Source organism: Cardinium endosymbiont cEper1 of Encarsia pergandiella, from assembly GCF_000304455.1.
In the GTDB taxonomy this organism is placed as follows: domain Bacteria; phylum Bacteroidota; class Bacteroidia; order Cytophagales; family Amoebophilaceae; genus Cardinium.
Genome location: NC_018605.1, coordinates 761,173 through 784,520 on the forward strand (window position 1 = coordinate 761,173; position 23,348 = coordinate 784,520).

Annotated in this window: 18 protein-coding genes; 13 read left to right on the forward strand and 5 right to left on the reverse strand. The window is 38.2% G+C overall.

From position 1 onward, the window contains the following. The first annotated feature begins 162 nt into the window (after positions 1–162). Entirely contained in the window at positions 163–1,938 is a 1,776-nt protein-coding gene (locus AL022_RS03395; RefSeq protein WP_014934882.1) for an ABC transporter ATP-binding protein, read from the forward strand. Between the two features lie 110 nt (positions 1,939–2,048). On the opposite strand, the gene AL022_RS03400 is transcribed toward AL022_RS03395, so the two are convergent. Further along, on the reverse strand, positions 2,049–3,650 hold the full coding sequence (locus AL022_RS03400) for an ABC-F family ATP-binding cassette domain-containing protein (RefSeq protein ID WP_014934883.1): 1,602 nt from the start codon (positions 3,648–3,650) through the stop codon (positions 2,049–2,051). Positions 3,651–3,936: 286 nt separating this feature from the next. Here AL022_RS03400 and lipA point away from each other — a divergent pair, with 286 nt between their 5' ends. The 12 genes from lipA to prfA all read left to right on the forward strand — a co-directional run bounded on the left by lipA (position 3,937) and on the right by prfA (position 15,835). After that, positions 3,937–4,806 (forward strand): lipoyl synthase, encoded by an 870-nt coding sequence (lipA, locus tag AL022_RS03405; RefSeq protein WP_014934884.1) that lies wholly within the window; start codon positions 3,937–3,939, stop codon positions 4,804–4,806. After that, positions 4,806–5,723: a tRNA (adenosine(37)-N6)-dimethylallyltransferase MiaA gene (miaA, locus tag AL022_RS03410; protein WP_014934885.1), complete on the forward strand. Its 918-nt coding sequence runs from the start codon at positions 4,806–4,808 to the stop codon at positions 5,721–5,723. Before lipA ends, miaA begins: the two co-directional genes overlap by 1 nt. 176 nt (positions 5,724–5,899) lie before the next feature. Beyond that, positions 5,900–6,577, forward strand: a complete 678-nt coding sequence (locus tag AL022_RS03415) for a ClpP family protease (protein ID WP_014934886.1) — start codon at positions 5,900–5,902, stop codon at positions 6,575–6,577. A 19-nt stretch (positions 6,578–6,596) separates the two neighbouring features. Further along, positions 6,597–7,862 carry an ATP-dependent Clp protease ATP-binding subunit ClpX gene (clpX, locus tag AL022_RS03420; protein WP_014934887.1) on the forward strand — a complete coding sequence of 422 codons (1,266 nt, stop codon included), beginning with the start codon at positions 6,597–6,599 and terminating at the stop codon, positions 7,860–7,862. A gap of 156 nt (positions 7,863–8,018) precedes the next feature. Further along, entirely contained in the window at positions 8,019–9,413 is a 1,395-nt protein-coding gene (locus AL022_RS03425; RefSeq protein ID WP_014934888.1) for a D-alanine--D-alanine ligase family protein, read from the forward strand. A gap of 136 nt (positions 9,414–9,549) precedes the next feature. Then, positions 9,550–9,969, forward strand: coding sequence for a single-stranded DNA-binding protein (locus AL022_RS03430; RefSeq protein ID WP_014934889.1), 420 nt, complete (start codon positions 9,550–9,552; stop codon positions 9,967–9,969). Between the two features lie 59 nt (positions 9,970–10,028). Beyond that, positions 10,029–11,675 carry a leucyl aminopeptidase gene (locus AL022_RS03435; protein ID WP_014934890.1) on the forward strand — a complete coding sequence of 549 codons (1,647 nt, stop codon included), beginning with the start codon at positions 10,029–10,031 and terminating at the stop codon, positions 11,673–11,675. Positions 11,676–11,798: 123 nt separating this feature from the next. Next, the gene (locus AL022_RS03440; RefSeq protein ID WP_014934891.1) at positions 11,799–12,977 is read left to right on the forward strand and encodes a prolipoprotein diacylglyceryl transferase; all 1,179 of its coding nucleotides are present in this window, start codon (positions 11,799–11,801) and stop codon (positions 12,975–12,977) included. Positions 12,978–13,123: 146 nt separating this feature from the next. Continuing rightward, entirely contained in the window at positions 13,124–13,651 is a 528-nt protein-coding gene (infC, locus tag AL022_RS03445; RefSeq protein ID WP_014934892.1) for a translation initiation factor IF-3, read from the forward strand. Between the two features lie 211 nt (positions 13,652–13,862). After that, entirely contained in the window at positions 13,863–14,063 is a 201-nt protein-coding gene (gene rpmI, locus AL022_RS03450; RefSeq protein ID WP_014934893.1) for a 50S ribosomal protein L35, read from the forward strand. An 80-nt stretch (positions 14,064–14,143) separates the two neighbouring features. Beyond that, positions 14,144–14,488, forward strand: a complete 345-nt coding sequence (gene rplT / locus AL022_RS03455; protein ID WP_014934894.1) for a 50S ribosomal protein L20 — start codon at positions 14,144–14,146, stop codon at positions 14,486–14,488. A 252-nt stretch (positions 14,489–14,740) separates the two neighbouring features. Beyond that, complete coding sequence (prfA, locus tag AL022_RS03460) at positions 14,741–15,835, forward strand: peptide chain release factor 1 (RefSeq protein ID WP_014934895.1); 1,095 nt, start codon at positions 14,741–14,743, stop codon at positions 15,833–15,835. A gap of 61 nt (positions 15,836–15,896) precedes the next feature. Here prfA and AL022_RS03465 read toward each other — a convergent pair whose 3' ends face one another. The 4 genes from AL022_RS03465 to AL022_RS03480 all read right to left on the reverse strand — a co-directional run bounded on the left by AL022_RS03465 (position 15,897) and on the right by AL022_RS03480 (position 23,264). Beyond that, positions 15,897–17,657, reverse strand: coding sequence for an ABC transporter ATP-binding protein (locus tag AL022_RS03465; RefSeq protein ID WP_014934896.1), 1,761 nt, complete (start codon positions 17,655–17,657; stop codon positions 15,897–15,899). 169 nt (positions 17,658–17,826) lie between these two features. Further along, positions 17,827–18,234, reverse strand: a complete 408-nt coding sequence (trxA, locus tag AL022_RS03470; protein ID WP_242388178.1) for a thioredoxin — start codon at positions 18,232–18,234, stop codon at positions 17,827–17,829. A gap of 69 nt (positions 18,235–18,303) precedes the next feature. After that, on the reverse strand, positions 18,304–20,922 hold the full coding sequence (gene alaS, locus AL022_RS03475) for an alanine--tRNA ligase (protein WP_014934898.1): 2,619 nt from the start codon (positions 20,920–20,922) through the stop codon (positions 18,304–18,306). A 296-nt stretch (positions 20,923–21,218) separates the two neighbouring features. Further along, a complete protein-coding gene (locus AL022_RS03480; RefSeq protein ID WP_014934899.1) occupies positions 21,219–23,264 on the reverse strand; it encodes a hypothetical protein in 2,046 nt (681 codons plus the stop codon). Positions 23,265–23,348 lie beyond the last annotated feature (84 nt).

Here is a 23,348-nt window from a genome sequence, read left to right on the forward strand (position 1 = left end):
CAAAGTCTATATCAAATGCTATTCTTATCAAATATTATTCTAAAATAATGAGTTGAACTCATGCTATGGGCCAACTGATATAGGAAGACTAGGTCCTATATCTTTAACACACAACGTTCCTATTCTAAAACATTTTGATTACCCATTAACTAGATAACTACAATGCCTAAAGAAATGAATGCCTTACCCAGAAAGCTCTTTCCTTTTATTCTTTTTTTTGTAAAACGGCAATCGGTTCATTTCAGCTTTATGTTCTTTACCATGATATTTTGGCCACTGAATGAATCATTGTGCCCTTACTTTGTTAAAGTATTGATTAATAAGCTTCTATTACTTAGGCCAGCTATAGATGCACCCTTTAACTTACTAGCTTTTCCCCTAATGGGATTGTTTACCTCTTGGTTGCTCATGGAAATTGCCAACAGGTTCTATGGTATGGTATCTATGTATGTTTGGCCAAGGTTTCGAAAGGATATTCGAGAAAGCATCCTTACCTATACACAAGGCCACGCTCATGGCTATTTTTCTGAACATTTTACAGGTGGACTAGCCAATAAAATTGCAGAGTTGCCTCGTGCATGCGCGCACATTTTAGATATTTTTATATCTAACTTTTTCTCTACCATACTTACTTTTTGCATTTCATTGGGACTGGTTCTGCAGATACATGCTCTTTTTGGACTCATTTTATTGGTTTTTGTAGCCATTTTTGTCGCATTAACCATTTTAAACATGCAAGATATAAATTATACAGCTAAAACGCATGCAGAAGCTATCTCTGAACTAGATGGCCAAATCGTAGATAGCTTGGGCGCTATGTTGGCCGTACGTTTATTTGCACGCACGTCTTACGAACTAAAGTATCTGAATAAATATCAAACAGATGAAATAAAAAAATCTGAACAGGCTTCTTGGGCCATTGAAAAAGCTAATTTTTATAAAGGATGGCTTACTTTTATTTTTGTGGTAATTACATTTTCTACATTGGTATATGGATGGAACAACCACTGGATTACCATAGGGGATTGTTCATTGGTTACAATGACCTTCCTTAATCTAATGGGATTAATTTGGCATACTACTTTTCATATCACACAGATTGCGAAAGAAATTGGTATTTCTAATGCTGCACTTTCTATTTTAAGTGCGCCACACGAAATCAAAAATTACCCCAACGCACGTCCCCTACTTATTAACGAAGGAGCTATTTGTTTGAATAGGGTTACCTTTGCTTATAAAGAGAAAACGAATATGTTTAACGAAATTTCTGTTCAGATTAAAGGTGGCGAAAAAGTCGGTTTGGTGGGCCTATCTGGATCAGGAAAAACTACTTTCGTCCATCTAATATTGCGTTTGTATAACCTAAACAGTGGGAAGATATTAATAGATAATCAGGATATTTCAAAAGTATCCCCAGATTCCCTATACGCACAAATTGCCATGATTCCTCAAGATCCGATTCTTTTTCACCGCACGATCTTTGAAAATATCCAATATGGTCGTTTAGATGCCACAGAAAAAGAGGTACTGGAAGCAGCAAAATTAGCACATTGTATTGATTTTATAAAAAATATGAAAAAAGGATTTCAAACGATGGTTGGAGAACGTGGTGTAAAACTCTCTGGAGGTCAGCGCCAACGTATTGCCATTGCGCGTGCTATTTTAAAAAATGCACCCATACTCATTATGGATGAAGCTACTTCTGCATTAGATTCTATTACGGAAAAGTGGATCCAAGAAAATTTAAAAAAAGTAATCCAGCGTGCAACTGCCTTGATTGTTGCACATCGTTTGTCTACTATAAATGATATGGATCGGATTTTAGTTTTTGATAAGGGCATCATTGTTGAAGATGGAACCATACCAGCATTATTAGATAAAAATGGACATTTTGCAAAACTGTGGGAACGACAAGCAAATGGATTTATATCGGAATAAATATTTTTTTATGCTTTCTTAGGCGGCTAGTATAGAAGGTTTTTATAGCAAAGGCTTTTTTACCTAAACAGAGGACCACAGATCTACAAAAAACTATATTTGATTCCTTTTTAGGTTAAATCCACTGCTTCTTGAAATGCTTCATAGCTTCCAGGAAATACCTTGACTTTCTTGTTTTCGATATACCAAATTTTATTGGCTAACTGCTGGATAAAGTTACGGTCATGTGATACAAACAAACAAGTACCTTCATATTGGTGTAGAGCTTGTCCGAGTGTATCAATAGATTGCATATCTAAATGGTTGGTTGGCTCGTCGAGTACTAGAAAGTTTGCTTGAGAAAGCAGTACCGTTGCTAGGGCAATCCGTGCTTTTTCGCCACCAGAAAGGACTGCTATTTTTTTATATACATCATCTTTAGTAAAAAGAAACATACCGGCTATGGCACGTAGCTCTTGTTCAGTGCGTTCATTGCTATTATGGGCATGCAAAGCTTCTATAATGGTATGTTCTATATTCAACGCTTCTAACTGATGCTGCGCATAAAAAGCCATCTCTACATTATTACCAAAACTTCTTTGCTGTTGCTCGGCTAACGCATGACCAGCTATAATACGCAGCAATGTAGTTTTACCCCGTCCATTTGCACCAATTAAGGCGATTTTATCTCCTCTGTCAATTTGTACGGTCGCATCTTTTAGAATATTTACCGCACCATAAGACTTATTTATGTTTTCTATTACAGCAATAATTTTACTTGGATTTTGCTTGATCGTAAATTGGAACTTTATCGTTTTACGATGCATAGTGGGTACTTCTACCTTCTCTACCTTATCCAATGCTTTAATCCTAGACTGGACCAGTTTGGCTTTACTAGCCTTTGCTCTAAAACGGTCTATAAATTCTTGCGCGTGTTTCAGCTGTTTTTGTTGATTGGCATAGGCATTTTCTAGTAACGTACTCCTTTCTGCTTTTTGTATGGCGTAGTCACTGTAGTTGCCTACATAAATGGTAAATTTTTTATCAGAAATCTCTACAATTTTAGCAGTTGTACCATCCAAAAAGCTTCTATCATGCGAAACTACTATAAAAGCACTATCGTAATTCTTTAAATAGGCTTCTACCCACTTAATCGAAACCAAATCTAGATGGTTGGTTGGTTCATCTAATATCAACAAAGAAGGTTCTTGTAAAAGCAATTTGGCAAACATAACCCGCATGCGCCATCCACCTGAAAACTCAGAAAGCGAACGGTCTAAATCCTTGGTCGCAAAACCCATACCCTCTAACATGGCATCTGTTCTTGACTGCATATCATATCCTCCTATTCTTTCAAAGCTTTCTTGAAGATTCGATAGCTGCATCAGCAAATCGTCGGAATAGTTTACCTCCATCTGTTGACACAAAGACTCAATTTTTTTTTGCGTAGTCAATGCTGCACTAAAAGCTTGCATGGCTACATTACGAATGGTATCCTGAGATTGATAAGAAAGTAAGTCCTGATTCAGAAAACCAATGGAACATTCTTTTCTTTTAGTGACTTTACCACTATCTGGTGCAAGTGTACCCGTAATAATCTTTAACAGGGTAGACTTTCCAGCTCCATTAGGACCTATTAGTCCAATTTTATCCTTGGGTTTAATATGTAACGAAGCTGCATCATATAAAGTTCGCTTGCCCAAATGATAGGTAAGATCATTGATTACAATCATTTAATTTTATTTGATTTTTAGCATATTTTATAGAAAAGGTACCGCTTCCAAACAGAAACTATAGGAATAGAAAGGCCATAGCTATACCACTAGCAAGGCCATTAAAAAGTTTGTTCTATCTTATAGCATGCAAATATAAAATAATTTTCGATAATACTATGCGGACTGAATGGATAAGCTAGATGGTATAGCCTATATTGGGGCAAGCAAACTAAATATTGTACAAGTTTTAATATATTGAGCTGCTACAGGCTACCAAGCTTTAAGCTATTTTTTAACCTTTTTCATGAAGCAAAAAACGCCATCGATTACACCCGCCGAACGACCAGATTGGTTGCGGGTTAAGTTACCTATAGGTAAGCACTATACAGCTGTGCGTAACATTGTAGATCGGTATAAGCTACACACTATTTGTACCAGTGGGAACTGTCCCAATATGGGGGAATGTTGGGGAGCGGGTACGGCTACTTTTATGATATTGGGTAATATTTGTACGCGCAGTTGTGCCTTTTGTGCGGTGGCTACTGGACGGCCTACCGATTATGATCGAGAAGAACCAAAACGGGTTGCAGAAGCCATTCATTTGATGGGGGTCAAACATGCGGTTATTACCTCGGTAAATAGAGATGAACTAAAGGATTGTGGGGCAGAAATTTGGTATCAAACGGTTACAACCATCAAAGCCTTGAATCCTACTACCACTATAGAGACATTAATTCCAGATGTAAAGGCGATTTGGTGGGCATTAGAGCGGATGATTAGTGCCGGACAAGAAGTGGTTTCTCATAATATAGAAACGGTAGCACGCCTTTATGAAACCGTTCGTCCTCAGGCTAAGTATGCGCGAAGCTTGGAGCAACTTAGACGGATTAAAGCATATGGTAAACGCTCTAAATCGGGTATTATGCTTGGATTAGGAGAAACGGATGAAGAGGTTTATCAAGTAATGGATGACCTACGGGAGAATGGATTGGATGTTTTAACGCTGGGTCAATATCTGCAACCTACTAAACAACATCTTGCAGTAGCTGCTTTTATACATCCAGATAAATTTGCCCATTTTAAAGAGGAGGCGCTCAATCGGGGCTTTTCCTATGTAGAGTCAGGTCCACTCGTACGCTCCTCATACCATGCAGAACGACACGTTCAAAAATAATGACTCCAACCCATACCAAGCACTTAATCGTTATAGTAGGCCCAACTGCTATAGGAAAGACCGCACTATCCATTCAACTGGCTGAAGCACTGCAAGCAGAGATTATATCTGCTGATGCCAGACAATTTTATCGTGACATGGTGATTGGTACGGCACAACCTACCCAAGCAGAAATGCGGGGTATTCCACACCATTTTTTATCTTTTTTACCCATTCAAGCCAATTATACAGCTGGTCAATTTGCCCAAGAAGCATTACAAACCTTGGATAAACTTTTTATGCATCAAGATGTTGTGATCGCAACGGGTGGCTCTGGGCTCTACCTAAAAGCACTTTGTGAAGGACTAGCCGAAATACCTATCCTGCCATCCAATCTACGTGCCAACTTAAATAATGCCTTAGCAGAAAAAGGACTCCCCTACCTGACCCAACTACTGGCGGAAAAAGATCCCCTATACTATCACACAGTAGATCTTAAAAACCCCCAAAGAGTCATCAGAGCATTAGAAGTTTGCTTGGGTACAGGGATACCTTACTCAACCTTACGCAAACGACAGACACAAGCGATAAGAAAATTTCATATTATAATGATAGGTCTAACCCAACCAAAAGCATTACTGCACGAACGGATCAACCTACGTGTAGATGCTATGATGGAAGAAGGATTGCTGCAAGAAGTTGAAAAACTATATCCTTACAAGGGAACCAATGCCTTGCAAACATTAGGCTATAAAGAATTATTCAACTATATGGAAGGTCAATCGAGCTTAGCAGAAGCCATAGACCACATTAAAATAAACACAAAAAAATATGCAAAAAAACAGATGACTTGGTTTAAAAAAGACAAAAATATACACTGGTTTACAGCCTATGACCTATCTAACCTACAAGCCCATATTGCTTCAATCATAGGCTAGTCAGCACCAGTTGTTACATCTACTGTAGTATTGGACAATGAGTGTTGCACAAAATAATAGATATGTTATTTGTTTAATATATTATTTTACACTAAATTTCAAAAGTTACTTATTTTTATTCTATACTATATAGTAAAAATAGGAAAAAAGGATGCATTTCACCTTCCATATTATTTATGCCAGATCAAAAAGAATTTCAAAAATTTGCAGTTAAAAATGGCTATGCAACTGGTTCACAAATACATAATTACGTATCAGATGTCGAAAACATGACACGCTCTGTTATTGAGCAACGTCCTGGTCACTTTAGAGAAGTAGATGTTTTCTCTAGATTGATTATGGACAGAATTATTTTTCTTGGTACACAAGTAGATGATAATATTGCCAATGTGATTATTGCACAATTACTCTTTTTACAATCGGTCGATACCAAAAAAGACATCTTACTTTATATCAACAGTCCAGGAGGTTCCGTATACCCAGGCTTGGGTATTTACGATACCATGCAATATATTTCGCCTAACGTAGCGACGATTTGTACAGGCCTTGCCGCTTCTATGGCTGCAGTATTATTGGCAGGAGGTGCTAAGAACAAACGGTCTGCTCTGCCACATGCTAGGGTTATGATTCACCAACCTCTAGGAGGCTCGAAAGGCACAGCTGCTGATATGGAAATTACCATGCAGCAAATGATTGAAATTAAAAAAGATATTTATAACATTCTTTCCACCCATACAGGTCAAGATTATGCTTCTGTAGAACGTGATTCAGATAGAGACTATTGGATGCGTGCAGATCAGGCTAAAGCATATGGAATTATTGATTTCGTATTAGAGCAAGAGAAAAAAAATTAACCATATAATTACTATTACTATGAAAACCCATTGTTCTTTTTGTAAAAAAGCTAGTGAGATAGTCAGTATGATGGTAACCGGTCCAGAAGGGCGCATTTGTGACCAATGTGTGACACAAGCTGCACAGATTATTCAACTTCAAAAAGAAGATAATATCATAAATGACATCAAACCAGTAAATCTATTACGACCACAAGAAATTAAAGCCCATTTAGATGAATATGTAATTGGACAAGAAGAAGCTAAAAAAGCATTGTCTATTGCTGTTTACAACCATTATAAGCGTCTGGCTCACCCAGCAAGTATAGAAGATGATGTAGTCATTGAAAAATCCAATATATTATTGGTTGGCGAAACTGGAACAGGAAAAACCTATTTGGTCCGTACTTTAGCACAAATGCTGGAGGTGCCTTTTTGTATTGTAGATGCAACCGTCTTGACAGAAGCAGGTTATGTAGGCGAAGATGTAGAAAGCATCATTAGTCGCTTATTGCATGCGGCTAATTATGAGGTAACGGCAGCTGAAAGAGGGATTGTATATGTAGATGAAATCGATAAAATTGCACGCAAAGGGGACAATCCATCCATCACCCGCGATGTAAGTGGTGAAGGGGTTCAACAATCTTTATTGAAGTTATTAGAGGGCTCAATTGTAAATGCGCCCCCACATGGTGGAAGGAAACATCCAGATCAGAAGCTAACAGCTGTGAATACAGAAAAGATTTTATTTATTTGTGGAGGGGCTTTTGATGGTATTGCTAGAACCATTAGTAATCGCATTAACTTTAATAGCATAGGATTTGAATTTTGTGCAAAACGTACACCTAAAGTGGATGATAAGGATATACTTAAATATGTTTCTTCATCAGATATAAAGGGATATGGTTTGATTCCTGAACTAGTAGGTCGTCTTCCAATTGTAAGAGGGTTTGAACCACTTACCAAATCTGACCTTCGCCGTATTCTCACGGAACCTAAAAATGCATTGGTAAAGCAGTATACTAAGTTGTTCGCAATAGATGGAATTGCTCTAACTTTTACAGAAGAAACACTTGACTTGATTGCTGAGCAGGCTATGTCATTAAAATTAGGAGCCAGGGGGCTGCGTTCTATTTGTGAAAGCATTATGAGTGAAGTAATGTACACCGCTCCATCGCTAAAAGACCAACAAAAATTAGTTATTAATAAAGATTATGCATTGGAGCAACTGGGCAGAACCCAAATAGAATTACTTAAGCAAGTAGAAAAAAATAGGAAAGCATCTGAGCTAAAAAAAATGGCGTAACTGGTATAGGGATGGCTAGCAGATCGTTGTATAAGCTAGCCTATTCGGGAAAACAAAACAGATGCTTGTAAAAAATTACTGGCCCAAAAATAGCTTACAGCGGCTTCTAATCGCACATAAAGTAATATTACCCATTGATCCTAATTTTATCTTCTCGTGGAGAACGCTGTATTAACCCCAATAAAAGTAGCCATATTTTTTGGAGGAATATCGAGAGAACGTGAAATTTCGTTTGCAGGGGGGCGCACTGTTTATGACCATTTAGATCGAAAAAAATTTGAACCACTCCCTATATTTGTAGATAGTTTGGGGAATTTTATTCTACTGCATAAGCAATACCTTTACCAGGGTACCATTCGGGAATTCTATCCATCTGCTACTATAGCTAATTTTTGGGGGATTCCTCTGTACATAGAGTCATTACCCACTACTGAAAGCCACGAGCGATTTATAGAAAAAATAGGAAAAAAAATAGATCCTACTGATTTTTCTAAATACTTTGATATAGCTTTTCTCTGCTTACATGGTCCTTACGGAGAAGATGGCACCATACAAGGACTATTAAGATGGTATCAGATCCCCTATACAGGATCTGATATCCTACCATCTGCACTAGCCATAAACAAAGTATTTCAACAAAAGCTTTTACAGCAATCAGGTTTTCTACTGCCCCATTCTGTCAGTTTAACCCAAAAAGAATGGCTCCGTACAGATGACAAAAAAAAGCTATTCGATCAAATAACCGCTACCCTTGGCTTACCTTTCGTGGTGAAAAGCAGTAGACAAGGCTCCTCTATAGGGGTGACCATTATAGAACACTCTGTACTTGATGCCTTTATCAATGCGGTCCATAAGGCATTTTTTATGGAAGCAATAAGCTATGATCAATGGAAAAGTTATACACGAAAAGAGATAAAAAATTGGTTGGCTAGCCTTATAGATGTACGTGAAGGCATGGGATTTCCCTTACGAATCGATGACCAAATTTTCTATACGCCTTATACCTTACTAGACTACCTAGAACTTTATTTTCAAAAGAAACAACCACCTATCTTATTAATCAGCACACAAGCAGAAACGTCTATAATAATTGAAGCCTTTATTCAAGGAAGAGAATTTTCTTGTATGATACTAGAAGCAGAAAAAGGAAATCCCATTCCACTCCCCCCAACTGAAATGGTCAAGGGAAAGGTTCATTTTGATTATAGAGCAAAATATTTGCCCGGTATAGTACGGAAACAAACCCCTATGGTCTTATCTACTGCCTTACTCAAGCGCATCCGAAAGCAGGCCATTAACCTCTTCCAACTGCTAGATTGTCAAGTGTATGCCCGTATAGATGGCTTTATCACTGATGATAATGAAATCATATTAAATGATCCCAATACTACGGCTGGTATGCATCCCGCTTCCTTTTTATTCCATCAAGCAGCAGAAATTGGCCTCCACCCTACCCAACTGCTTACTTTTATCATCCAACGTTCACTTGAAGTAAGAAAAGATCAAGGATGGCTTATTGCTGAGACCCTTTTGCAAAGGGTCCAAAAATAATGGTCCCAAAGGTTATTCTTCTAAACACAAAGGATATAAATGGTTCCGAAGCTGCCACTAAGCAGTTGCAACTTACTCACTAAGGTCTTAAATTAATCAGCAATAAAAACTATTTTTTCTATTATGCACCACCAACATGGCAAGTGTTAACAAAGTGATAATTTTGGGTAACCTAGGTAAAGCGCCAGAAATACGCCACTTAGAAAATGGGCGCATGCGGGTACAACTGACTGTAGCAACGCATGATAGCTACAAAACAAAAGAAGGTCAAAAAATAAATCATACCGATTGGCATGAAATAGTACTTTGGACGCCTCATGCAGAAGTGGCAGCCCAATATTTAACCAAGGGTCAACAGGTATATATAGAAGGAAAGTTAATACACAGGTGCTATACGGATAAAGAGGGTGGGCAAAAATATATGATACAGATTGTGGGTCAACAGTTGGTATTATTAGGTGGTATAAAATCTAAAGAGCAAGGGGTACATGTTATCAATCATATGCCACAAAATAGACTAGAAGACGATGATGATATGGGGGAGCTGCCCCTATAGCACAACTAAAAATAGTTTATCAAAGCGGTCCCCTTTTGTAAAGAGCATCGGTCAAAAAAATGGCCATTTTTAATAGCTTCCAAGCAAGTATCTATTCTTTAATTATTTGTGTATATTTAAAAAGTCGTAGGAAAAGTCAATCTCCTACCGACCTAAGTCATAAAGCACAATGCATTTATGTGCATTTTAAACCACTACTTAAAGCAACTACTATGCACTATCCTGAATTTGAATTTTTGAGTAGCCAACCATCACCAGTAGCACAAAACTGTTACGCGTTTGGCATTTTTGAAAGCAATGGCGCTTCGGCCGATACGGCTCATCTGGTCCATGAGCCTTTTTACCATGATATTATCGCACCCTTGATAAAAGAATCTAAATTTACAGCCAAACAAGGGGAAGTAGCTACAGCCAACTGTTTTCATACCATAGGGAAAGTAATATTGATTGGGTTAGGAAAACAGGAAGCCATTGGTGATGAATCCATTCGACAAGCTGCAGCCATAGTTTATAGCGCATGTATTAAGCTGCACAGTCCATCTGTAATCATCGATTTTACCACACTACGCAACGATAAAATGCATTTAAAAGCTTTTGCTGAAGGTATTTTATTGGCTGCTTATGTAGACGAACGTTTTAAATCCCAGCAGCATACGAAAACTACCTATTTGAAAAAGGTCTACTTTTTAAATGGCATACCGGATGGCTCAACCATTGAATTGGCAAAAAAAATTGTAAAAGGGGTTAATCTGGCAAAAGACCTGGTAAACGCTCCTGCCAATCATGTTACCCCGTCTAGTTTGGCTAAAACCGCCATTGCATTAGCTGAAAGGCATCACTTCGATATCAATATATTAGAAAAAGAGGATTGCCAACGCTTAGGTATGGGGGCTTATCTTTCCGTTACACAAGGTTCTAGCGCACCACCCAAATTTATTCATCTCTGTTATAAACCTAAATCATTTGATACCCGATCTCCTTTTCAAAAAATTGCCCTTATAGGCAAAGGTGTTACCTTTGACGCCGGTGGGCTTAATCTAAAGATTGGCAATTCGCAAATTGAATTAATGAAATATGATATGGCCGGTGCTGCAGCAGTGCTTGGCACAGCAGATGTTATTGGCGCCATACAACCCAATAAAGAGATTCACTTTATTGTTGCTGCTACAGAAAATATGATTAATGGGCATGCCACCAAGCCTGGAGATATCGTAACTGCTTCTAATGGTAAAACCATTGAAATAGACAATACAGATGCAGAAGGAAGACTTACCCTAGCAGATGCATTGGTGTATGCAGAAGGGCTCGGAGTAGATGCGATTGTAGACCTAGCTACTTTAACAGGCGCTATGGTCGTTGCACTCGGCACACGTATGGCAGGTATATTTGGCAGCGATCAACCATTGATCAACAGCCTGATGGCTGCTGCTCCAAGAACAGGTGAAAAAATTTGGCAAATGCCACTAGAAGACGCTTATTTTGAATATATGCATTCTATTATTGCAGATATGTGCAATTCAGGCAAAAAACCAGGGGGAGGATCTATTACAGCGGCTCTATTTTTAAAACAATTTGTTAAAAAAACAGCTTGGGCACACTTAGATATCGCAGGTACGGTCTGGACTGAAAAAGCATGGGCTTACCATCATGCAGGTGCCACAGGCTTTGGAGTACGTCTACTAGTAGATTGGATTCTAAATAGCTAGACTTTTGTCTATAGGGTCGATATGGTTAAGCCCTGAATGGCTAAAATGGGTTGTAAAAGATATCGTCCGTATCCTATATTAGAAATTTTTTTACGCAATCTTATTAATTTTATTTAACTTATCATGCTGATTTCCAATGCAATTATATGGGATTGCTCTCCAGTGCTGTTTACCAAAGGGTTTTTAACCCTTCGTTGGTATAATTTACTTTTTGGTACCGTTGTGTTGGCAGGCATACCTATTTTACATTATATGTTTGCCAAAGTTGGCAAAGACAGCGCAGAAGCTGAATCACTTCCAAATTATATTGCTTTGGCCGTACTATTTGGGGCCCGTTTAGGCCATGTTATTTTTTATGAATGGGACTACTATCAACACCACCTATTAGAAATATTCTTACCTGTTACCTTCTCCCCTAAATTTGAAATAACAGGGTTTCGGGGGTTGGCAAGTCATGGCGCTGCTATTGGCATTATATTTGCTATTTTTTTATATGTAAAACGGCTTACTGTTTCCCTTTTTCCTCTTCGTATCCATTTAACAAACCGTCGGCCCACTGTAACGTTTTTATGGCTAGCAGACCATTTGGTCATTTTAGGTGCTTTAGGCTGTGCCATCATCCGGATAGGTAATTTTATGAATTCTGAAATTATTGGCCAACCTACGGGATCCAACTATGGCGTAATATTTGTTAGAGATTTGCATGACCATCTATGCAAGAAGTATGACTCGACCATTCAAAATTTAGTGATACGTAAAGCAACCACTGCAAACAGACCACCTATAAAAGGCAACTACCCACCCATTGAATTAGCCATTACCTTTAAAAAGACCATTACAGATGAAATGCGCATTAAAAATTTTCTTCAAAAGGACTTAAAAGATGAGTTGATTCGAATGACTTATTTTAACCCACCATCTCATATATATGAACCGTATGGTAGCCCCCTATCTTACACACTAGAAAAACAAAATGGAAGCTATCAAACCAGTGTATCCACCTGGGCCATTCCAAGGCACCCGGCACAGCTTTATGAAGCATGCTCCTACTTTTTGGTATTTATGATACTATTCTTATTGTGGTATAAAAAAGGTCAAATGTTAGTACCCGGTCGCTTCTTTGGATTTTTTGCAGTAGTCGCTTTTTCACTCCGTTTTTTGAACGAATTTTATAAAGAAAATCAAGTTGCATTTGAAAACAATATGTGGCTTAACATGGGACAATGGCTTAGCATACCGTGGATTATCCTAGGATTATTTTTGATATGCCGTCCGAACAGCACCCCAAAAAATGTAAGCTAAAATGGCCACAAAAATATCGATTCTTTTGATTTGATTTATTGAAAACTTGTTTAGATATTTGTATATTATGTGGTGTCGCATAGCAAAAAAATGCTACCGCAACTAAACACATTCCGTACAACAGACCATAATCAATACTTGGCCATTTGAAAAATACAATAAAAGAAACGCTCAACGTAAATGAGCGCATCACTGCATCAGAAGTTCGTTTGGTTGGGGATAATGTCACTACTGGTGTCTATAGCATCCGTGAAGCTTTAGCCATTGCAGCATCCCAAGCGCTTGACTTAGTAGAAATTACAAAAGCAACTGATTTTCCGGTTTGTAAAGTAATGGATTATGCTAAGTTTAAATACTTGCAAAAAAGAAAGCACAAAGAAATAAAAAATAATGCACAAAAAGTTATCATAAAGGAGATTCGTTTTGGTCCCAATACCAGCGATCATGACTTTGATTTTAAGTTAAGGCATGCCATTAACTTCTTAAAAACTGGTGCTAAAGTGAAAGTTTGTGTTAAATTTGTAGGTAGGGAAATTATGTTTAAAGAAAGAGGTGAATTAATCTTACTGAGGTTTTCCCAAGGGTTAGAAACTTATGGAAAGGTAGAACAACTTCCTAAACTAGAAGGGAAAAAAATGAGTCTAACCATAGCGCCCCTAATACATAAAAAATAAGCTTATTTTTGATAAAATTTTCTTTTTATTTACATCTTTTTCACTATATTTGAGGGTTGTATAGGAATAAGTAGGAAAAGCAGCTGCGATTTGTAATCTGTGCGCAGTAGTCTAAGCACCTGACCAGATGGCTCAGCCATTAGCAGAAAATCATAAGCGCATAGATGGGTTACCATCACTAAGCCATTAAACCTCTGTCATAACCAAAGATATGCCAAAAGTTAAAACACATTCAGGTTCAAAAAAAAGATTTCAAGTAACCGGTACAGGTAAAATCAAACGGAAGCATGCTTTTAAGAACCATTGCTTGGCAAAAAAAATTAAAAGCACCAAGCAAAAAAGGCAACTTACCCATAGCACACTCGTACATGCAGCGAATGCACCAACCATTCGCAAATTGCTAGTCATTTAATGTGCCTTTATGCCGCCACTACAGTATCTATGGTCCTGTAGTTTTATAGATACTATCAACTTCTAAATTAGAATGTACACATGCCAAGATCAGTTAACTCGGTAGCCTCAAAGGCACGTAAAAAGCGGGTATTAAAATTAGCAAAGGGTTATTGGGGCAAAAGAAAAAATGTTTGGACCGTAGCCAAAAACGCAGTTGAAAAAGGGCTCTTATATGCTTATAGAGATCGAAAAACAAAAAAAAGAACCATAAGAAGTTTATGGATACAGCGCATCAACGCAGCAGCTCGTCTACATGGTATGGCGTATGCCCAATTTATGGGTAAGCTTAAGCAAAGTAATATGGATATAAATAGAAAAGTATTGGCCGACTTGGCTATGAACCATCCAAATGCATTTGATGCTATTGTGGAAAAAGTAGCTTAAAGCGTAGTGCATTAAAGTCTATTAAAGCTTGTCGCAAAGCCATTAGCAAGGCAAATTTGTTCAATAGCCTACCGTTTCTTATCTAATGCTACTTATCGCTGATTAGGCCAAACCAAGCTTCTATCAAGTATCTAAAAGTATCTATTAAATACACCTTTTTATACTATACCGACACGGCTAAATGGATGGTGCATAAAATATTTTAACCGAGTACTATAAGCTATATTTGGATTTTCCACCTATCAGGATCATATGATTGAAAAATTAAAATCCATTAAAAAGCGGTTTCTTCAGGTAGAAGCAGCGATTTATCAACCAGAGGCCTTAAATGATATAAAGGCCTATGCAGCACTCAATAAAGAATATAGCAAGCTATCCAAAATTGTCGATTTATACAACCACTATGAACGGGTATTAGAAAATCTAAAAGAAGCAAAAGAGGTATTAAATATTGAAAAAGAAGAAGACTTTCGTGAGATTGCCAAACAAGAATTAACGGCTGCTCTAGACAAAAAAGTCCATTTAGAAGGCCAATTGCGTGAGGCACTTACCCCAAGTGATCCGAATGACAGCAGAAACATTGTTTTGGAAATTCGAGCTGGTATTGGTGGAGATGAAGCCGCCATTTTTACAGGTGATCTTTTTCGAATGTACAAACGTTTCGCGGAAAAAATGAAATGGAACTTTTCGACTGTATATACCATAGAAGGTACAGCTGGTGGATGGAAAGAGATTGTTTGTACTATAGCTGGTGAAGATGTATATGGCCTTATGAAATATGAATCTGGTGTACATCGTGTACAACGAGTGCCTGCTACGGAAACACAAGGCCGTATACATACCTCAGCAGCTAGTGTAGTGGTGTTGCCAGAAGCAGGAGAAGTCGAAATTCACTTAGATTTAAATGACATACGGAAGGATACTTTTTGTTCTTCTGGTCCAGGTGGTCAATCGGTAAACACTACCTATTCAGCCGTTCGCCTGACCCATATACCTACTGGGCTTGTCGTATCCTGTCAAGATGGTAAATCACAAATTAAAAACTATGAAAAAGCCTTAAAGGTATTGCGTTCTCGCCTCTATGATATGGAAGTTAAAAAGCAACAGGAGGCTATTGGTATAGAACGAAGGTCTATGGTTAAGCATGGAGAAAGAGGAGATAAAATCAGAACCTATAATTTCCCCCAAGCCCGTGCAACAGACCATCGGATTGGCTATACTGAACATAATTTAACGGCTATATTAGATGGCACTATATTGGATATGATCAAAGCTCTACGTGTGGCAGATCATGCAGAAAAATTACAAGCAGGAACAGAGACAAACGCCATTACTTCTTATCAATAGATGATACAACGTTTTTTACTGATTTGTTGATCAAATCAATATCCATTCTTTCTCGTACCTTTTATAGGGCCCCATCAAACTGTAACCTACACATATTTGCATAGAAGGGACTAGTCTTTAAGAGCATCTTATGGGGGCCATTGGCAATTATTTTACCGCTATTAAATACCAACAGTCGATCCATTGCCGCCAAAACCGTTAGTCTATGGGCAATCGTAATAACCGTTTTATCGACCATAATGGTAGCAAGACTTTCTTGTATTTCATTTTCAGTAACGGCATCCAATGCAGAAGTGGCCTCATCTAAGATGAAAATAGGGGCGTTTTTTAATATAGCACGTGCAATCGCGATCCGTTGGCGCTGCCCACCTGAAAGGGTTGATCCTCTTTCTCCAACTAAAGTATAGTACCCTTTTGATAGATGGATAATAAACTCATGACACTTTGCTTTTTTAGCAGCATCCATTACTTCATCATCTGTTGCGTCCCTACGCCCATAACGAATATTTTCTAAAATAGACGCATGAAAAAGCGTGGTATCTTGGGGTATAACAGAAATAGCAGCACGCAATGATGCTTGGGTAACGGTGGAGATATCTTGCCCATCAATGGTAATTACACCTTCATCAGGCTCAAAAAATCTGAGTAATAAATGGATAAAAGTAGTTTTTCCGCTACCCGATAAACCTACCAATCCTACTTTTTCACCAGGCGCTATAGCAATGGTTTGATTTTGAAATATAGGGTTATCTGCCCCATAGGAAAAAGAAACATTTTGAAATGCAATAGCAGCTGAGTGACATTTAAGTACAGAGGCGTTGGATGCATCTAGCACAGCATGTTCTTTTTGTAATAATTTTAGAGCTTGTTGACAATAGCCAATTTCTTCAAGAAAATCAGGAAATTCCGCTACAGAGACCCAAACCAAATTACACATATTATTACCAGCATAAAAAATGTAGGTGACATCAGCAATGGAAAGCTTACCCAGTTGCCAATAATAGATCACATAAGCAATCATCCCTATGCCCATAAATCCCATAGAAAGACCACTAATGATAAAATGTAGACGCATAATAAGCCTTAAGGCTTTTTTATGTGCTTCCTTTTCTGCTGCTTGTGGGGCTAATAAATGAGTAATTTCTTGATTTTTAGGTGCAAAAAGTTTTATACTTAATATATTTGTAAAGCCATCTACTATACTACCAGACAATTGGCTTACCTTTTCTGCATGTAATGCTATAACACGGCTGCACTTTTTTGAAGCAAAAAAGTAAGTAGCGGTATGGAGTATCAACCAAACCATTAATACGCCACCAAAAATCGGATGTATATAGGCAAAAGAAATGACACCTACCAACATAGTGCAAAATGTAGGCAAAAATGAAGAAATAATCATCATCATAACTTGACTAATGCCATCAGTTAAATCATTGATCCGTTTTACCAAATCACCAGAAAAATGGGCTGTAAAAAATTGATAGGAATAGCCTTGCAAACGGCGCACAATCCATGTACGTACTTTTGCTTCAAAACCAGGGATAGTTTTGACTTTCATATAGTCAAATAGACGAAATAAAACCTCTATTAGCCCAATGATCCCTAACAAAAGGATCAACGGACCAGCCAGCTTTATCCAGCTATCTGTTCTATTTTTGTCTAATGCGGTAAGTCGTGTGACGAGTATTTTAAAGGCATAGGGGACTACCAAATTATCAAGTACAAAACAGACTCGAAAACAAGCCATGGATATGAAATGCCACTTGAATGGTGCTACAAAATGCAGAATAAAGCTTTTTAGATTTTTAGTAATGGGATGCATGGATGAAAAAGGGTATGGAGGATGTATTGGGTATAATAATATGGGCAGCTATGTGCACAAATAATAGACTATTGCAACGTTGCATGTATAAGATTAAGGACAAAAAAAGACCAATACAATCTTTCATAAAAATAAAGTACCTGAGGAATAGATGAGAACAAGCCCCCTACTAAGGCAAATATTTGTCTAAAGAGGGCTGAATTTGCGTAATAGGGAGATTCCCTACCAAACGATCTACCTGCTGACCTTCATAAAACAACAACATAGTAGGTATGGTACTGATAAAATATCTAGAAGGGGTTTTACTATTTTCACTTATATTAAGCTTGACAACCAATGCTTTACCATTATAAATGGTAGCAATCTGTTCTATCACAGGCGCAAGTTGTAGGCAAGGGCCACACCAAGGCGCCCAAAAATCTACTAAAACAAGTTTATGTTGGCTAATTACTTTATCAAACTGCGCATCTGTAATATCTATTATATTTTGGTCCATAAGTTCAAATAGTCTTAAATTAAAAGGCATTTCCCAGAAGTTATATGCCCCTGGTAGAAATTTAAAAAAATCTCTTATCATACACAAAATTTCATAAGGTATAGATGGCCGATCTATAGCTTAAATAAGGGGTTATTGCAAAACAAGCTCTTATTTCATGGGTTCATGGAGGGCTTTCCTTGCTGCTTGTAATGCAGTTGCTATACCTGTGGGATGATTGCCTTTAGCGGTTGCAAAAAAAGGTTGTCCTCCTCCCTTACCGCCAATCAGAGGGGCTATGGATTGCATCATCTGATGGGCATCGTTGTATGGTAGCAATGGATCGGATACCGATATGACTAGATGGGCTTGTTGTTCAAATGTAGCGGCCAATAGGACAAATATTTTGGGATATTGGGCCTTATAGTGCAAAGCAATCTGTTGCAAAGCATGGGGATGGGGTGGTTGGACGGTTTGAATCAGTAGGTAAAGGTCACCGACTTGTTCCAATTGGTGAGAGAGTTGTTGGATGATTTGTTGAACAGCTTTGGCTTGATAGCGGCTCAACTGTTTCTGGAGCTGCTTTTTTTGATAGAGCAACTTTGCTACTGCTTGTACGAGGTCTTTGGGGTGTTGAAACAGATCTGCTACTGCGGTTAAGGTAGCGGATTGTTGGGTTACAAAATGGTGGGCATTACGGGCGGTTAGGGCTTCTATTCTGCGTATGCCTGTACCTATAGCGGTTTCATGGATGATCTTAAAAAAGCCAATTTGTCCGGTATGGGATACATGGGTACCGCCACAAAGTTCTACAGAATAAGCGGGATCAAAGGTAATAACCCGTACTACTGCACCATATTTTTCACCAAATAGGGCTTGTGCACCCATAGCTTTGGCTTCAGGAAGTGGAAGGCTACGTTGTTCTAGACAGGATATATTGGCCCTGATTTTTTGGTTTACCATCGCTTCAACTGCTTCTATTTGTGTCATAGACAACTTGGTAGGATGGGCAAAATCAAAGCGCAATAGGTTGGGTGTCACCAAGGAACCTTTTTGGACGACATGGGTACCTAATATTTGTTGTAAGGCAGCCTGTAAAAGATGGGTGGCGGTATGGTTGTTAGCGGCCAGGGTACGTTGTATGGGATCTACCTGTGCTACTACAGGTAGTTCCAACTGAGCCGGCAGCTGATCAACAGTATGGACAATTAAACCATGTGCTTTTTGTACATCTACCACTGCAATAGACTGTGTACCCGATCGGATCACGCCTGTATCGGCTACTTGCCCCCCTCCTGCTGGATAAAAAGGGGTAGCGGCTAATACCAATTGATAGACCATACCTGTTTTATTGGTAAAGGTACGCCATTGTACAATAGAGGTCGTGACATCCAATTGATCATAGCCGACAAAAGAAGGTTCAACAGATGGATGGACCACTTGCCAATCGCCTTGGGAGACGGCGGCATCTTTTTTTGCACGTGCTTTCTGGGCTTGGAGTGCTTGTTGGAAACCGGCTTCATCTACTATCAACCCTTTCTCTTTGGCCATCAATAGAGTAAGGTCTAAGGGGAAGCCATAGGTATCATAGAGTTCAAAAGCTACATTGCCTGCTATTACGCCTTGGTGGATCTTGCTTGGATCTAGGTGGTGGAAGAGGCGCAATCCCGCCACCAATGTCTTGAAGAAGGCAGCTTCTTCTGCTTGAATAAGTTGTGCGATATAGCCGGTGGCTAGGTTGGGGTATACACCTTCCATTTGTGCGGCTAAAACAGGGACCAATTGATGGATAAAAGGCTCTTTTATAGCCAAGTGGCTATAGCCATAGCGAATGGCTCTACGCAAAATACGACGTATCACATAACCAGCTTTAGCATGTCCAGGTTCTTGGCCATCGGCAATGGAAAAGGCTACTGCACGGAGGTGGTCTGCAATGACCCGCATGGCTACTGCAATAGTCGTACTTTCGTGGTAGCTTTTACCAGCGATCTGCTCTATTTTTTCGATCAGTGGGGTAAAAATATCGGTATCATAGTTGGATGTTTTGCCTTGTAACACCATGGCCAACCGCTCTAACCCCATACCGGTATCAACATGTTTATGGGGCAGGTCGACCAATTTGCCTGAAGCTTGTCGGTTGTATTGCATAAATACCAGGTTCCAAATCTCTATGACTTGGGGATGTCCTTTATTCACCAATTGGGCAGCGGGTAAGGCCTTACATTCGGAGTCGGAACGGATATCCAGATGGATTTCAGAACAGGGTCCACAAGGGCCTTGTGCACCCATTTCCCAAAAATTATCTTTTTTGGCAAAGGAAAGAATATGGGCAGCAGGGAGGTATTGGCCCCAAATGGCAGCAGCTTCATCATCTTTTGGCAAGCCATCTTCGCGATCTCCTCCAAATATGGTGACATAGATACGCTCCTTAGGTAGGTGATAGACAGCTGTTAGTAGTTCCCATGCCCAGGCAATGGCTTCTTCTTTAAAATAATCCCCAAATGACCAATTCCCCAACATTTCAAAGAGGGTATGGTGGTAAGTATCGACGCCTACTTCTTCAAGGTCATTGTGTTTACCGGAGGCGCGTAAGCAGGGTTGTACCGTAACCACACGAGGGGCAATAATGGGTTGATTACCTAAAAGGATATCCTTAAAGGGATTCATTCCGGCATTTACAAAGAACAAAGAAGGGTCATCTTTATTGACAATAGCCACTGCGGGTTGATGTAGGTGTCTTTTTCGTATAAAAAATTGGAGGAATTTTTGTCTAATGGATTTAGATTGCATGGTTTAACAGAATAAAAAATACAAACCATCTACAATGGGTGGAAAACTGCTGAATAAAACAAATATAAAGACAATATATGAATTATTCTTATTTTAATTGGATTGGATAAAGCGGAAAGACATCGGGGGAAAAGACTATTAAAATTAGGGAGCAGGTTATATAAAAAAATAAAATCTTATTTTTTGAAGGGTAGATATAAAAAAATGGGGAGCTAGCTTTTGTTAGCTCCCCATTGGGAAAATTAAACCTAAAAAAATAGGATCAATAACTAGGCAGCTGGGCCCTAAGCCTTACTTTAACTTTTATTTTTATCTACGTATTTCATCTTTTTTTCATTAATATTCTTAATATTCTCAGATAGTAAATCCTGGTCAGGGAAATAGGTTTTGTAGGTTTTATCTTGTAGTAGTACTGATTCGTTATTCAAGAAAAGAGGCACTTTAGCTGTAAGAATACTTCTTATAGAGCTATAGTCTTTTATCATTCCATCAACAACAACTTTAATCTTAAAACCATTATTAGTTGCTTTGGTAATATCTGCATATTTAATATGTGCATTATCATGCTTTTTCTTCAACCTTGCAGCTGTCTCACGTATCCACGACTGAATTTGGGTAGTTACTGGTGTGGTTTTAAATTTACCATTTTCCTTATAAACAACAGCTTTATCTGCCTCTTTTTTAATAGCATCTCGAATAAATTCTAACAACTTACCAAGTGAACCAGGTTGATTGGAAACAAGTAGCTGTGATTGGCCTTGATCCTTAAACAAGTTAACAATAACCTTAAGAGTGATTTTTTGATCAATATTCGCATCAGATTTCAAAAAATCAGAATATAATTGCTGATCATCTACATATCTTTTACAAGTCTCAAATGTTTCCTTTACACTTATTTGACTGTTACCTAATATTCCTACAACGTTTTGAAGCAATGTAGTAGCATGGGTACCATTCTTAATACTTGATACTTCAAAAGTAGCATTTGCTTCCCCTCCAAGATTAACTATTTCTTCAGAACTGTTAGGTATGTTATTCATGATTTTATTCTGAATATCATTTACATCTATAATGCAAAACAAATCTGTCAATTTAGTATCTTGAGATTCTATGTGCTGACCTAGAGCCTCAGCAAAGTCATGACGATCTGGACCAGTGATGTGAGCTTTTTTTAATACTTGTTGAAATTTTACATCGTCTGCCTTAATGCTAACTAATTCAAGGTTATGCTCGTTTGTATCCTGGCTAGGAATAAAATGAATAAAATCCATTGCTTTGTCACCATTAAACAGTGTAGTAATAAACTGACCGAATGAGAGGGTCACTTGAACAGGAGCATTAACAGAAGGATCATTTGCACTTGTTACTGTTACAGTTTTAGAATTTGGGAAAGGATCAATCTTAGGCATTGGAGCTTTCCCATTCACCTCCCATTCATTACTTATACCAGCTCCCCTTGTTTTTAAATTTTCTATCTTAGCCAAACGCTCTGCGTCGTCAACTGATTTACCTATAATCCACACATCTTTTAGTGTTTCTTGGAGAAGGGCAGGCATTTCATATAAGGCACTTTTGGCTTTTACTTCACGTGGACGTTGTTTATTATCATTAGAAAAAGATTTACTGAATTCCTGATCAGTTAAAAATCTAGCTAACCGTTCCCCATCAAGTAACTTAGAATCCTTTGAATCAACAAATTGGGTACTATCCTTAAGAATTGGGTTGCTAGCTGTACCAATGTTTTTTTTACAATAATCATCTAACTCACCTAACAATTCAGCCATTTTGCTTTCCGAGGCCCCATTATCAATTAGTTTTAGAATCTGATTATAGTAATTAGACAAGTTAACCCACACATCAGATATGCGCTTTAAAGCTGTACCATACGCAAATTTATGCTTAATTCCAACCATTCCTCCACCAGTACGAAATTTAAGGTTCGATATACTTTTAAGTGTCTCTCTCACATCTGGATGATAAACTTCGATATTGGTACCATCTGCAAATTTAGAGCAAAATGTTTGGAGCCTGTCTGCTGCATTTGAAGCTGTAAGGTCGTCCAGGGCAATTGTACTAGGACTGTTTTTCAAACGAGTTATACCTGCAACATCACGCAACAAATATTGATATATATTTTTAAGTGCTTGTATAAAATCTTTAGACAACGGCTTACCCGATTGATCTTTAGGGGTTTGCTCTTCAGCACCTTGCTCCGCATTTCTTGCTGTCTGTTCTCCAGCCGCTTCTTTGTTATCTTTGCTGCAATTACTACCTAGTAATACTCCAGCTAATAATAAACTGGATAAAGAAGGGATTTTGTTTCCAATTTTTTTATAAACCATTTTGACTTAATTTGAATGTTAATTATTTAATTTAACCAATGTGTTAAACACGTAATAGTACGCTGCAATGGACCTATACAGTAA